General features: G+C 72.3%; 12 protein-coding genes. 4 read left to right on the top strand and 8 right to left on the bottom strand.

The features are described 5' to 3' along the window. Nucleotides 1–66 precede the first annotated feature (66 nt). The 3 genes from AB0B55_RS17000 to AB0B55_RS16990 are packed head-to-tail and all read right to left on the bottom strand — an operon-like array spanning nt 67 to nt 3,549. Nucleotides 67–1,323: an MFS transporter gene (locus AB0B55_RS17000; RefSeq protein WP_357172149.1), complete on the bottom strand. Its 1,257-nt coding sequence runs from the start codon at nt 1,321–1,323 to the stop codon at nt 67–69. Next, entirely contained in the window at nt 1,320–1,916 is a 597-nt protein-coding gene (locus AB0B55_RS16995; protein ID WP_357172148.1) for a helix-turn-helix domain-containing protein, read from the bottom strand. Before AB0B55_RS16995 ends, AB0B55_RS17000 begins: the two co-directional genes overlap by 4 nt. Before the next feature lie 40 nt (nt 1,917–1,956). After that, on the bottom strand, nt 1,957–3,549 hold the full coding sequence (locus AB0B55_RS16990; RefSeq protein ID WP_357172147.1) for an LLM class flavin-dependent oxidoreductase: 1,593 nt from the start codon (nt 3,547–3,549) through the stop codon (nt 1,957–1,959). Nucleotides 3,550–3,662: 113 nt separating this feature from the next. Here AB0B55_RS16990 and AB0B55_RS16985 point away from each other — a divergent pair, with 113 nt between their 5' ends. Further along, nucleotides 3,663–4,187 (top strand): MarR family transcriptional regulator, encoded by a 525-nt coding sequence (locus AB0B55_RS16985; RefSeq protein WP_357172146.1) that lies wholly within the window; start codon nt 3,663–3,665, stop codon nt 4,185–4,187. A gap of 73 nt (nt 4,188–4,260) precedes the next feature. On the opposite strand, the gene AB0B55_RS16980 is transcribed toward AB0B55_RS16985, so the two are convergent. The 3 genes from AB0B55_RS16980 to AB0B55_RS16970 form a co-directional block, all read right to left on the bottom strand. After that, nucleotides 4,261–5,769, bottom strand: coding sequence for a phosphoesterase (locus AB0B55_RS16980; protein ID WP_357172145.1), 1,509 nt, complete (start codon nt 5,767–5,769; stop codon nt 4,261–4,263). Between the two features lie 170 nt (nt 5,770–5,939). Continuing rightward, entirely contained in the window at nt 5,940–7,892 is a 1,953-nt protein-coding gene (locus AB0B55_RS16975; protein ID WP_357172144.1) for a Xaa-Pro dipeptidyl-peptidase, read from the bottom strand. Between the two features lie 84 nt (nt 7,893–7,976). Continuing rightward, the gene (locus AB0B55_RS16970) at nt 7,977–8,639 is read right to left on the bottom strand and encodes a hypothetical protein (protein WP_357121374.1); all 663 of its coding nucleotides are present in this window, start codon (nt 8,637–8,639) and stop codon (nt 7,977–7,979) included. Nucleotides 8,640–9,006: 367 nt separating this feature from the next. On the opposite strand from AB0B55_RS16970, the gene AB0B55_RS16965 reads away from it, so the two are divergent. Then, nucleotides 9,007–9,969, top strand: a complete 963-nt coding sequence (locus tag AB0B55_RS16965) for an AraC family transcriptional regulator (protein WP_357121371.1) — start codon at nt 9,007–9,009, stop codon at nt 9,967–9,969. A 56-nt stretch (nt 9,970–10,025) separates the two neighbouring features. Next, the gene (locus tag AB0B55_RS16960) at nt 10,026–10,673 is read left to right on the top strand and encodes a DUF6624 domain-containing protein (protein WP_357172143.1); all 648 of its coding nucleotides are present in this window, start codon (nt 10,026–10,028) and stop codon (nt 10,671–10,673) included. 30 nt (nt 10,674–10,703) lie between these two features. Here AB0B55_RS16960 and AB0B55_RS16955 read toward each other — a convergent pair whose 3' ends face one another. Further along, entirely contained in the window at nt 10,704–11,099 is a 396-nt protein-coding gene (locus tag AB0B55_RS16955; protein ID WP_357172142.1) for a helix-turn-helix domain-containing protein, read from the bottom strand. Nucleotides 11,100–11,186: 87 nt separating this feature from the next. Between AB0B55_RS16955 and AB0B55_RS16950 the strand changes: the two genes are divergently transcribed. Beyond that, complete coding sequence (locus AB0B55_RS16950) at nt 11,187–12,044, top strand: SDR family oxidoreductase (RefSeq protein ID WP_357172141.1); 858 nt, start codon at nt 11,187–11,189, stop codon at nt 12,042–12,044. 61 nt (nt 12,045–12,105) lie between these two features. Here AB0B55_RS16950 and AB0B55_RS16945 read toward each other — a convergent pair whose 3' ends face one another. Further along, a complete protein-coding gene (locus tag AB0B55_RS16945; RefSeq protein ID WP_357172140.1) occupies nt 12,106–12,798 on the bottom strand; it encodes a TetR/AcrR family transcriptional regulator in 693 nt (230 codons plus the stop codon). Between the last annotated feature and the right edge of the window lie 29 nt (nt 12,799–12,827).

Below are 12,827 nucleotides of genomic sequence, written 5' to 3'. Positions count from 1 at the left end.
AGCGGCACAAGCCGGGCGACGGCCAGCCAGGAGCGGCACAAGCCGGGCGACGGCCAGTCGGGACGGTCACGGCGTGACGGTGTCGAGGGTCCTGATGTGGCGCACCGGGGACGCGAGCAGCCACAGCACGGCGAGCACACCGCCCACTCCGGCGACGACCAGGGTCGGCCGCAGTCCGAGGGTGGTGCCGAGCACGCCGCCGACCAGCGCGCCGAGCGGCCGGATGCCGTAGTTGACGGCGCTGTACGCGCCCGCTCGACGACCCCGCGCGTCGTCCGGGGTGACGGCGGCGAGCAGGGCGTTGAGGTTGACGTCCATCAGCATCACACCGACGCTGGACACCAACTCGATGGCCGCCAGCATGGCCACCTTCGCCCAGGTCGGGCCGTTGATCAGCGCCGTCAGCGCGAGCGGGGCGGGGAACACCACCGCGCCGATCATCGCCGTACGACCGAGCCCGATGGCGCGCGAGATGCGGGGTGCCAGGGCCGCTCCGGCCAGGCCACCGAGCGCTCCGACGCCGAACGCGACGCCGATCGCGCCGGCCGACAGGCCGAGTTCCCGGTTGGCGTAGAGCACCAGCAGCGCCGACGCGATGAAGGTGAAGAAGTTGACGGTGCTGGTGCAGCCGAGCGCGGCGCGCAGCACCGGATGGCGCAGCACCAGCGCCATGCCCTCGCGGACCATTCCGAGGGTGGACGTCTGCCGTGGCGGTGGCGGGGGTTCGGTGACCGGGATACGACGCAGCAGCAGCGCGGACGCGAGGAAGGACACCGCGTCGACGAGGATCGCCACCGGCGCGCTGAGCGCCTGGACGAGTCCTCCGCCGACGGCCGGGCCGACGATGAACGACAGGGACCGGCTCACGCTGAGTTTGCTGTTGGCCTCCACGTACGCCGAGCGTGGCACCAGGGAGACGAAGAACGCCTGCTGCCCCAGGGCGAACAGCACCGCTGCGGCGCCGGTGAGCAGCGCCACCAGGTAGAGCTGGGTCAGGCTGACCGCGCCGAACAGGTACGCCACCGGGAGGCTGAGCAGCACGGCGGCGCGGACCAGGTCCGCGATGATCAGGAGGCGGCGTTTGTGGGTGCGCTGGTCGACCCACGCGCCGAGGAACAGGCCCAGCAGGTTGGGCAGCCAGATCAGCGCGGTGAGGACACTGACCTGCACGGGCGTCGCGGCGAGCAGGGCGACGGCGATCAGGGGCAGGGCCAGCTCGCTGATCCGGTCGCCGAACGCCGTGATCGTCTGACCGATCCAGAAGGTACGGAAGCGCCGGTCGCGGTGCCGAACCGGCGCGGCCGGGGCGTCGACGACGGTCATGACGCGGACTCGTCGTCGGCGGCCTCGGGCAGCAGGTAGCGCAGCATCCGGACGACCTGCGCGTCGGCCGGCTTCGTGTCGTCGTCCTTGCGCCGCACGTACGGGGCGAGCAGCTCCTCGATCGCCTCCTCCAGCTGGCGCAGCTCGTCGGGGGTGGCGACGAACCGGGTGTCGGCCACCCCGGCCAACGCGCGCCAGGTGTCGTCGAGTCGGGGTTCCTCCTGCAACAGCCACTGCTGCGGCGTCTCCGCGATCCGCGCGAACATCTCGCCGCGGAGCTGCCGCGCCGCGGCCTGCCCCTCGGCGTCGTCCGGCAGGCTGAAGCGGAACCCTCGCGCGGTCGCCTGCCACCAGCGCTCCCGCTTGCTGGTGCTTCCGTCGGCGTCGGCGACCAGGCCGAACGTCGCGAGGTGACGCAGGTGCCAGCTCACCACCGACGGCGTGGCCCCGACGTGCGGCGACAGCCCGGTGGCGGTGGACGGGCCGTGTCGCTGGAGCCGGTCGAGGATGGCCAGGCGGACGGGGTGCGCCAACGCCCGCAGGGCCTGCGGCTCGGTGATCTCGAAATCCCCGTACGGATTCTTGAGAGACATGTTTCGAAAGTAGTCTCTCAAGTCCCTCCGGGCAACCCGGTCAGCTCACCCCCAGGCGAGCGAGCGGCTCGACCAGTTCCCGCTCCTCGTAGCTCAGGTGCGACAGCAGGGCGTCGGTCAGCAGGTTCACCGCGGCGCGCAGCTCGGCCAGCCCGTCCGGCGCGCCGACGTACGCCACCAGCGCCTTGTCGACACCCTCCAACACCTCGTGGATGACGTGGTGCTCCTGCTCCAGCCGGTCGACGACCGGGCGCAGCCGTGGGTCGGCCTGCCGCAGGCGCGGAAAGAGCGCCTGGTCCTCGATGGTGTGGTGGGTGGTGACGATGCGGCAGTAGGACTCGCAGTACGCCCCCAACGTCCACCGGTTCTGCCGCATGGTCATCGTGTTGATCTGCGACCGCGCCGCGCCGGCGTCGATCTCGCCGGCCGCCACCTGCTCGATCAGGTCGTGGATCTGCGCCAACTCGGCGCGCAGTCCGTCGTGCACCTGCACCAGGTGCTGGCCGGTGGCCTGCTCGTGCGCGGTGTAGGTGCGGGTGGGATCGGGCGTCGGCCCGGTGGGGCGGGCCGCCTCGTCCCAGACCTGCCGGTCGCTGAGCCGGCGGCCGTCGTCGGGTGTCGGCACCACCGCGAAGGCGCCGGCGCTCACCCGCGCCCGGGCCCGCGGCGCGGAGGGCGCGACGACCGCCGCCGGCTGCGTGTCCGCAAGGACCTCGGCGGGGGTACGCACCGACGCAGCGTCCCGGTCGCGCTCGGTCGCCACCAGTTCACGCACGGCGGGCGCCACCTCACCGGCGAACCGGCGCAGGTCGTCGGGGTCGTCGCTGGCCAGGATGAACGTGCCGATCCCGTCCCCCAGCGCCAACTCGGTCAGCTCCCGCACCCACTGCTCGACGGGTCCGTGCAACGGGCCACGGCCCACCGTGGCGAAGGTGCCGGAGATGTTGAGCAGCCGGCGGACGTCGGCGGGTGAACGGCCGGCCTCGCGGGCCGCGTCGTCGATGACGGCGTTGCCCCGGGCCAGGTCACCGGGTTCGAGGTAGCCGAGCGAGGGCAGCCAGCCGTCGGCCCGACGACCGGTGAGCGCGAGCATGCGCGGCTTGTACGCCCCGAGCCAGATCGGCACCGCGTGGGCGGGGGCCGGACCGCGCTTCGCGCCGATGACCCGGTGGAACTCGCCGTCGACCCGCACACCGCCGCGTGCCTGCGCGTCCCACGTCTGCCGGAGGACGTCGATGCCCTCCTCCAACGCCCGGACGCCCTGCCCGGGGGTCAGCCGCCGCCCGCCCATGGCCTCGATGGCATCCCAGAAGGCGCCCGCGCCGAGGCCCAACGCGACCCGACCTCCGGTGAGCAGGTCGAGGCTGGCGACGCTGCGGGCGAGCACGGCGGGTGGGCGCAGCGGCAGGTTGGTGACGTTCGCGGACAGGTGCACCCGGTCGGTCCGGGCGGCGATGAAGCTCAGCAGCGTCCAGGTGTCCAGGAACCGTGGCTGGTACGGGTGGTCCTGGAAGGTGACCAGATCCAGCCCGACCTGCTCGGCCAGGACGGCGAGCCCGACGGTGCGGTCCGGGTCGTCGTTGCCGGGCGTGGTGAACGAGCCGAAGACCAGGTCGTGGCCGTAGTCGCTCATGTGCGAGCCTCCTGTCGTACGCGCCGCGTCGCGCGATGCGTCGCGACGCCAACCTTATGTCAGACAGAACATCTGTTGCCAACATGGTCTGTGACTTCGGCTATCGTCGGGGTATGACGGGTGCCACCGACCGGCCGGACCGGCCCGATCCGCTCGACGACGATCTGGGCTGGATGCTGGGGATCGTCTTCCGTGGCTACGTTCGGGCGGCCGAGCACGCGCTGACCGATTTTCCCGGCGGCCCGCGCGGCTATCAGGTGCTCACCGCCTCGGTCACCGGCCCGGGTCGCAATCAGGGCGCGATCGCCGAGGAGTTGGGGATCGACCGCACGGTGCTGACGTACCTGATCGACGACCTCGAACGCCCCGGCTTCGTGGCCCGGCGGGCCGACCCGTCCGACCGGCGCAGCCGACTGGTGGACGTCACCGACGCCGGGCGGGCGGCCTGGGAGCAGCGACGCGAGGCGCTACGACGGGTGGAGGCGCACCTGTTGGGGTCGCTCACGCCGACCGAGTCGACGACCCTGCGCACCCTGCTGCAAAAAGTGGCCTGCTCAACCCAGGCCACCGACCCCCTCCGCAACCTCTGCGAAGCGGTGACCGAAATCCACCCCGCCCCACCCGCAGAACGGCGTTGATCAAGAGATTCGCGTCAGGATTCCGGCCTGCGGTGACGCGAACCTCTTGATCAACAGGGAGGGTGGGGCGGGATCAGCGGACGTGCACGAACACCGGGTTGGAGTAGAACCACAGGTCGTCCCACGGGCTCTCGAGACCGTCCGCGAGGGGCTCGGCCTCGTCGGTGCTGGTGCCGCGCACCCGGGCGTACGTGTCGGCCTCGACGTTGCGCAGGGTGTGCCGGATGACGTAGTCGTGACCCTGCCGACGCCAGTCGCGCGGGCCGAACCGGGCCACCACCTTGGTGGTGGGGTTGGTGTCGGCGTCCAGGTTGGCGCTCGGCCCGGTGATCTGGCCGACGATCAGGTCGACGCGACGGACCTCGGGACGGACCCCGTTGCCGTTCACGCCGTCCTGCGGGCGGAACCGGATCTCGATCTCGACGTCGGTGCGGCTGCGACGGTTGACCGTGATGGTCTCGCCGACCTCGGCCGTCTTGCCCTGCGACGTGGCGGTCACGTCGAGGCTGCGGATCAGGTCGCCGGTGGTCACCCAGATCCGGCCGTTGCGCAGGCCGTCCATGATGTCGCCGTAGTCCTGGCGCGCGTACACGTAGGTCTTGCTGTACTCCCCCGGCCAGAAGTCCGAGCCGCCGCGCGTCCAGTGCACGTGCGAGTCGGACGTCGCGGTGATCCACCAGCGCCGACCCTCGCCGAGGAGCGAGTCCCAGAGGCCACCGACCCGTGCGGTCATCTGGTCGAAGCCGCCGTAGGTGGGGTGGTTGCCGTACCCGCCACGCTTGCCGCCGTTGAGCGGACCGGCCTGGTGACCGGGCGCGCCCTCGAAGCCGATGTACACGTCGGGCGCGGCGTTGTTGCCGTTGCGGAACTCGCGCGGGGTGTCCTGGCCGTAGACGCCGAGGCCGGGCGCCGAACGGGAGGCGTGGTGGGCGATCACCAGCGGCTTGTGCGGCATACCCCGGGCGACCTTGAGGAACTCCACCATTTTGGCCTCGGTGTCGCGGGCCGGGTCGGTGGGGAACGCGTCGTACTTGGCGAAGCGGCTCTCCAGCTCGAAGAGCTGCTTCGCCTCGTCGTCGTGGCGCGGGATCATCAGCGTGTGGTGGTCCAGCGAGGGCGCGTCGAACTCCATGCCCCAGAACTGGAGCACCTCGGGGACGAGCTTGCGCGAGCGCAGCAGGTCGGGGTACGCCTGCTCGATGTTGACCTTCGAGTGCGTCGGTCCACCGTGGTCGGTGCACATCGCCCAGGTCAGGCCGAAGTTCTTGGCCATGATGGCGTTGGTGACGATCGGGTAGACCGCGTCCGCGCCCTTGTGGAAGACGATCGGGCTCCGGGTGGTGTCGAACTCGCCGCTGTACTCGGAGTGGACGTGGTGGTCACCCGCGCGCCACGACCGGTTCTTGACGCCGCCCCGGTCGCCCTCGTCATCGCCGGGCCGGCGCTCCTCGTCGGCCCACGCCGCGCCGCCGCCCACCAGGGGACTCGCGGCGGCCAGCGTCGCGCCGACACCCGCGTACTTGACCAGCTTGCGCCGCGACAACTGCGCGCGCTCGACCTCTTCGGCTTGCTTGTCTCTCACGTCAGAGCCTCTCCTCGATCAAGCGAATGCTCTTTCGATCAAGGAGCCTCGGAGAGGTCGGTGAACGCCCGCCGTACGGCGGACGGGTACCCGGTGAACTCCCCGGCCGAGCCCGTTGAAGGGCACGGCGGCGCGGCGCTGGGTGACGAAACGACAGCGGGGCGACAGGATCAGGGGCGTTGGCGCCCCCGCTCCACCCGTGCCGATTCGGCCGTCGACGGCGCGGCGGGCGCGGTGACCAGCGTCGGCGCGACGTCGACGGCGGGCAACCCGGTCCGACCGGCGACCGGCAGGACCAGTTCGCTGCGCCCGAGGTCGACCCGGACGGTCGCGTCCCGGTCCTCGGCCATCGTGAACTCCGGGTCGCTCTGACCGAGCACCAGGCCGAGGACGTGCCCGGCCGGCACCACCGCGTCGTACGCGTTCAGCGGCACGGTGACCGTGTACCACCGGTCCGCCCGCAGCGGCGTGGTGAACCGCAGCGAACGATGGTGCGCGGCGTCGAGCCAGCCCCGGGCCAGCACCGCGTGGTCGGAGACCTCGGTGATCTCCTCGGTGTCGTGGTAGCAGGCGTCGTCGGCCTGGGTGGACGCACCCCAGCAGGACTCGGTGTCCAACGTCCGCACCGCCCCGAACCAGCTCCGCTCGGCGGTGCCGTAGTCGACCAGGCGGGCGCTCAGCTGCGTGGTCGGCCGATCCACCCGGACGCGCAGTCGCACCGACGCGCTGCCGGAGATCCGCAGCGCGGCGTCCAGCGGAGCGGAGAGGAAGACCAGCCGGCCGGCGGTCGCGCTGTTCGGCTCGGCGACCACCGCGTCCTCGGTCAGCGCCTCGTCGACGTACTCCCGCTCCTGGCCCGGCCGCGCGGCGCGGCCGCCGAGGGTACCGGTGACGCCGTCCCCGACGCCGAGGTGAACCCGCATCTCCCGGCTGCCGGGCGCGGGCCAGTCGCGCTGCGTCGTCCACCTGCCGGGCGCGGTCTCCAGGTCGACCCGCGGTTCGCCCATCACCCCGTTCGGCAACCCCTGCAACCAGTAGTCGAACCAGCGGTGCAGGGTCGCCACCCACTCGGCGCGTCGCACGTCGAACGGATCCTGGTGGCCGGCCTGGGAGAGCCACAGCTTGCGGGGTACGCCCCGCTCGGCCAACTCCTGCCACCAGCGGGCGAACTGGTTCGTGGTGACGTTCAGGTCGTTGAGACCGTGTGCCACGAAGACGCTGGCCCGCACCCGATCGGCCGACGGTCGGTAGTCGCGCTGCGCCCAGAACCCGTTGTAGTCGCCGGTCTGCTCGGCGCTGTCCGCCCGCAGCCGGGCGAGCACTGTCGCGCAGGCGGACTCGGGGCGGCTGCTGACGTCCGAGTGCAGCCAGCCGGGATAGTCGGTCGACACCAGCGTCCCCTGGTATCGCATGTAGTCGTACCAGCTCGAGATGGCCGAGACCGGCACGATGGTGGCCAGGCCCGGCACGCCCGTGGCGGCGACCCCGTTGGCGACGGAGCCGTCCCACGACTTGCCGATCATGCCGACCCGGCCGGTGCTCCAACCGGCGTCGACCGGTCGTCCGTCGGCGGTGTACGCGCGGGCCCGGCCGTTGAGCCAGTCCACCACCGCCCTGGCGCTGCCCACCTCGACCGGGCCTCCGACGTCCTCGCACCCGGTCGAGCGGGCGGTGCCGGCGAGGTCCACGGCGAGGAAGGCGTAGCCGCGCGGGACGAAGTAGTTGTCGTAGAACAGGGGCACCGAGGCGATGACGCCGGACGCGTCGTACGCCTTGAGCTCGCCCTCGTTGCCCCGGCCGCAGCAGAGGTAGTAGGGCGACGCCTCCATGATGACCGGTACCCGGATCCCTGCGGCGGCGGCCTCCCGGGGCCGGACGATGTCCACCGCGACCCGGTCGCGGACGCCGTCGCCGTCGCTGTCGGCGCGGGTCTCGACCCAGACGCTCTTCCGGATCGCCCTGGCGTAGGAGTAGGCCGGGACCGTACCGGTGCCGACGACGTGGGGTGGGGTCGGACGATGCCGGTCGGTCGGGTCGGCGGTGGCGGGCGCGGCGGCGAGCGCCGCGACCAGTAGGCCGGCCAGGGCGGCGGCGCTTCGTGCGCGGGTTCGGGCGGTCGGCATCGGTGTCCTCCCGGGTGCGGCGCGTCCAGGACATTCCATCGTATCGATGCCTCTTTGCCCAGTGGCCACGGCGGCGCGCCGTCCTCAGATCCGGGCGCGGGGCAGCCAGCCCAGGAAACGGTGTCGCGCGTTGGGCAGAGGCAGCGTCGGCAGGTCCTGGGCGGCGGCGACGAGGCACGAGCCGAGGTAGACGGCGAGGGAGGCGCGCGCCCCGCCGAACTCGGCGAGCAGTTGGCTCTGCTTGGTCGCGCAGGGCCACTCGCGGCCGCAGCCGGTACACGTCCAGCTCGGCGGGTTGGGCAGGTGCTCGGGGAGCTTGGCGCGGCGATAGCGGCCCACGACGCTGTTGTCCGCGCGGACGTCGCGTCGCCGGCGCTCGGGCCCTTCGTTGCGTCGTCCGGGTGGCCGGGCGGCGGGCAGGTAGCGCCGGACGGTGCCGAGGAGCGCCCCGACGCGTACCAGGGCGTCCGGCCCGACGTGGTGGGCCAGCAATGCCGTGAGCAGGTAGTGCCCGAGCAGGTCGAACGAGTCGCGGTTGAGCCGTAGGTCACGGCACAGGTCGACGAACTCGGGCGTGGTCAGCGGGACGCGGTCGTCGAGCGCGCGGCGCAGCACCTCCCGCAGCGCGACGCCGAGGCTCATCAGCGCGTCGCCCTCGCCCAGTCCCAGGCTGTCCTCGTCCGCCACCCGCGCCAGCGCCTCGGCCACCGCCAACCGTACGACGCGGTCCGGATCGGTACCGTCCAACGACTCACCCCCGCCTGTCGGCCGGATCTCCGGCTGTGGCCCGGACGTCGGGACGCCCGGGGGATCATGAACAAGATTTCGCTGCCGCACCGGAGGCGACTAGGACAGCGGGCGCAGGATCGCCGCGTGCGCTAGCCGGAAAGCGAAGTCGGCTCGGCAAAACGGCGGATCGACGGACGTGCACGGCCGGTTGCCGTATGGTGGAATTCCCATCAATGGATATGTGATTTGCTGGGAATGACGCCACCACCACCGCCGAACCCGGTCGGCTACGCGCCGCGATCACCGGCACGTGCGCCCAGCCACGTCCCGACCCCACCGCCGGCCCCGATCCGACCGGCGGTCTCCTCTCGGACGGAGACAGCGGATGACGTCACCAGTGCAGGCCCGAGCATTCGAGAGTCACGACCCGGCGGCCATCCACCGCTTCCTGGCCAGCACGTACACCGCGGACCTGCGTATCCACGCGGGCGAGACCGGCTACCACCTCGTCCACCAGCGCGTCGACGCCGGGCCGTTCGCCCTCGCCACAACCGGCCAGAGCGCCCATCTCGACATCGAGGTGGGCGACATCGACGGGCTGATCGTCTGCCGTACCCGCAGCGCCCTGATCAGCCGTACCGCTCAGGGGGAGACCCACCGCTTCGGCCCCGGCGACGTGTTCCTGACCAACCGGCCGGGCGAGCCGTTCAGCCTGCGGTGGGAACCCGGCGAGGTGGAGCTCTGCGTTCTGGACCTCGGGGTACTGAGACAGGTGGCGACCGCCACGCCGGCTCGGCGGCCCGGCCCGATCCGTTTCACCGACCTCGGCCCCGTCGACGCGACCCTCACCCGGCAGTGGCGACGGACCACCAGGTACGTGAACGACGTCGTCCTGAACAGCCCGACCGCCAGCGCCCAGCCGCTGGTGATCGGCAGCGCCGCCCGCATGCTCGCCGCGGCGGCGCTCGCGATCTTTCCCAACACGGCGTTCACCGACGAGACCGCCCGGGACCGCCACGACGCCAGTACCGCGACCCTGCGTCGCGCCATCGCCTTCATGGAGGAGAACGCCGACCGGGACATCGGCGCCGCCGACATCGCCAACGCCGCCGCGGTCTCCCTGCGCGCGGTGCAGCTCGCCTTCCGTCGCCACCTCGGCACCACACCGATGGCGTACCTGCGCCGGGTCCGGCTCGACCGGGCGCACCACGACCTGGTCCGGGCCGACCCTCGACGGGAGACCGTGTCGGCCATCGCCAGCCGTTGGGGGTTCGCCAGCCACAGCAGGTTCACCGCCTGGTACCACGCCAGCTACGGGGTGCCGCCCCGCGAGACGCTGCACGCCTGAGGTCGCCCCGGCGCCGACCTTGTGAACACGTCCTGGTGGCGACGAAAATCGATGCTGTGAGGCTTCCGTCGAGGTTCGCCCGGCCGCTTGTGTGCCTGCTGCTCCTCACCGGCTGCGGCACCTCGCCCGGGACCACCGACGGCCCTACGGGCGACCCCCCGTCCCCGTCCCCGTCCCCGTCCCCGTCCCCGGCAACCTCCGTCTCCCCCGCCGCCTTCGACAAGGCGCTGCACGACGAGTTGATCGCGATGCTGGAGCGCGACCAGGCCGACCGTGCGGGCACCCCGCAGACCGAGTCCGACCAGGCGCGCACCCTCCGGCTGAAAGAGATCATCCGTACCCACGGCTGGCCGACCTTCGCTCTCGTGGGCGAGGACGGGGGCAACGCCGCCTGGGCCATCGTCCAGCACTCCGACCTGGACCCCGCCTTCCAACAGGAGGCGCTGGACCTGCTGCGCGCGGCCGTCGCCGCCCGCCAGGCGTCGCCGGGCAACCTCGCCTACCTCGAGGACCGCGTCGCTGTGGCAAAGGGCGAGCCCCAGGTGTACGGGACACAGATCCGCTGCGGGCCGGACGGTCCCGTCCCGGCGACCCCGATCAGGGACGAGCCGGGCGTCGAACGCCGCCGCGCCGAGGCTGGCCTGCCTACCCTCGCGAGCTACCTCGCCGAGATGACCACGATCTGCGCCCAGGACACCAACTAGGCGGGTGCCCGTCCAGCGCGTGACGGCCCCTCAGGGCCGCTCCCGCTCGCGGGCGGCCCGCACCTCGGGCACCGAGGCTTCCAGCAGGTCGGCGAGGCCACGGAGCTGCTCGGCGACCCGGACACCGAGCGGGGTGAGCGTGTACTCGACGCGCGGCGGGATCGCGGTGAGCACCTCACGGGTGAGCATCCCGTCACGCTCCAGCGTCTGCAGGGTCTGGGAGAGCATCCGCTCGCTGACCCCTTCGATGCGCCGCCGCAGGGCGTTGAACCGGTAGCTGCCCTCGCCGAGCGCGAGCAGGGCGAGCGAGGCCCACTTCGACGTGACGTCCTCGAAGGCGGCACGGGAGGCGCAGCTCCGCGCGAAAACATCGCTGACGAATTCCTGGGTAGGCCCCGCCGGGTCGTGGGCCGGCACGTCGGTCACGTCACCAGCCTACCCGAGGCTTACTCAACGACTTGTGCTGTAGGTTCGTAAGTGCTTACTAGAAGTAACCGCCCATCGGAGGTCCCCATGCCCACCTATGCCGTCACCGGCGCCACCGGCCGTCTCGGCCGGCTGGTGATCGAGCACCTGCTCGACGCCGGTGTGCCCGCCGCCGAGATCGCCGCCGTCGTCCGCAGCCCGCAGAAGGCCGCCGACCTGGCCGCCCGCGGCGTCGAGATCCGGCAGGCCGACTACGACGACCCCTCGACGCTGCCCGGCGCCGTGGCCGGCGTACGCCGCCTGCTGCTCATCTCCGGGGACACCCCGGGGCAGCGGGTGCCCCAGCACACCGCGGTCATCGACGCCGCCCGGCTCGCCGGGGTCCAGCGCCTGGTCTACACCAGCATCCTGAAGGCCGACACGACCACGAACCCGCTCGCTCCCGAGCACAAGGCCACCGAGGAGGTGCTGGCCGCGTCGGGCCTGTCGTACACGGTGCTGCGCAACGGCTGGTACACCGAGAACTACACCGATCAGCTCCCGCAGTACCTGGCGAGTGGCACCATCCTCGGCGCCACCGGCGGCAGCAAGGTCTCGGCCGCTCCCCGGACCGACTACGCGGCCGCCGCCGCGGCGGCGCTGACCCGGGACGAGGGCGGCAACGCCGTCTACGAGTTGGGCGGCACCGCGTTCACCTTCGACGAGCTGGCCGACGCCGTCACCGAGCTCACCGGCACGACCGTCGTGCACCGGGACATGTCGACCGCCGAGCTGGCCTCCGCGCTGCGGAACGTCGGGCTCGACGCCGGCACCGCCGGGTTCGTGGCCGCGCTCGACCACTCGATCGCCATCGGCGAGCTGGCCACCGACAGCGACGACCTCAGCCGGTTGATCGGTCGACCCACGACCGGGCTCCGCGACGCCATCCGCGCCGCGCGCGCCTGACTCGGGCCCGGGTTCGTTGTGCTGGCGGGCGACGAGGGCACGCCCTCCGTCGCCCGCCCGTTCAATCGGCGGACGCCGGCGTCAGCAGGCCGGTCAGCAGGCTGCGCAGCGTCCGCTCGAAGAGGTCCGTCGGGGGCGTCGGCGGCCCGACCCGGCCGAGGGCCGCGACGAGATGTGGGTACGCCCCGAGGTCGACGCCCGCGAAGCCGGGTGACCCGGCGGCGGCCTCGCTGCGGGCGAACAAGCTCACCACGCCGGTCAGCACGGCGATCGCCTCGAACTTGGCGCTGACGGCGCAGCGCACGGGTTCCAGGATCCGGATGCAGTTGTCGAACCAGGCCAGACTCTCGGGACCGACGCCCGACGGCCGTTGGATCACGTCCACCAGCCACGGGTGGGCGCGGAACAAGCCCAACTGCCGGCGGGCAACCAGCAGCATCTCGTCCCGCCAGTCGGCCTGCTCCGGCGGGTACGGCCGCAGCTCCCCCACGACCCGGTCGGTCATCAGGTCGAGCAGGTCGTCACGGGACGACAGGTAGCGGTAGAGCGATCCGGCGCCGGTGCCCAGCGCCGCGGCGACGGCCCGCATCGACACCGCGGCGAGCCCTTCGGTGTCGGCCAGGGTGATCGCCGCCGCGACGATCGCCTCCCGGCTGTGCGTCGGCGCGGGGCCACGGGTTCCCCGTTCGGGTCTGGCCCAGATCGGCTGCCGGCCGGCCTCGCGGTCTCCGGACCTCCCGGCTGCGTCGGTCACCGACCCACTCTAGAGCCGCTGACGGGGTC

The sequence above is a fragment of the Micromonospora sp. NPDC049107 genome (assembly GCF_040648595.1).
Taxonomy (GTDB): Bacteria; Actinomycetota; Actinomycetes; order Mycobacteriales; family Micromonosporaceae; genus Micromonospora.
Note: the sequence above shows the minus strand (reverse complement) of the source record. Positions and strands in the feature narration are given on the sequence as shown.

What these genes read in the sequence shown, in the direction of transcription:
- AB0B55_RS16985 (WP_357172146.1), top strand. Translation starts at nt 3,663, where the DNA reads ATGACGGGTGCCACCGACCGGCCGGACCGGCCCGATCCGCTCGACGAC.
- AB0B55_RS16975 (WP_357172144.1), bottom strand. Translation starts at nt 7,892, where the DNA reads ATGCCGACCGCCCGAACCCGCGCACGAAGCGCCGCCGCCCTGGCCGGC.
- AB0B55_RS16950 (WP_357172141.1), top strand. Translation starts at nt 11,187, where the DNA reads ATGCCCACCTATGCCGTCACCGGCGCCACCGGCCGTCTCGGCCGGCTG.
- AB0B55_RS16965 (WP_357121371.1), top strand. Translation starts at nt 9,007, where the DNA reads ATGACGTCACCAGTGCAGGCCCGAGCATTCGAGAGTCACGACCCGGCG.
- AB0B55_RS17000 (WP_357172149.1), bottom strand. Translation starts at nt 1,323, where the DNA reads ATGACCGTCGTCGACGCCCCGGCCGCGCCGGTTCGGCACCGCGACCGG.
- AB0B55_RS16990 (WP_357172147.1), bottom strand. Translation starts at nt 3,549, where the DNA reads ATGAGCGACTACGGCCACGACCTGGTCTTCGGCTCGTTCACCACGCCC.
- AB0B55_RS16995 (WP_357172148.1), bottom strand. Translation starts at nt 1,916, where the DNA reads ATGTCTCTCAAGAATCCGTACGGGGATTTCGAGATCACCGAGCCGCAG.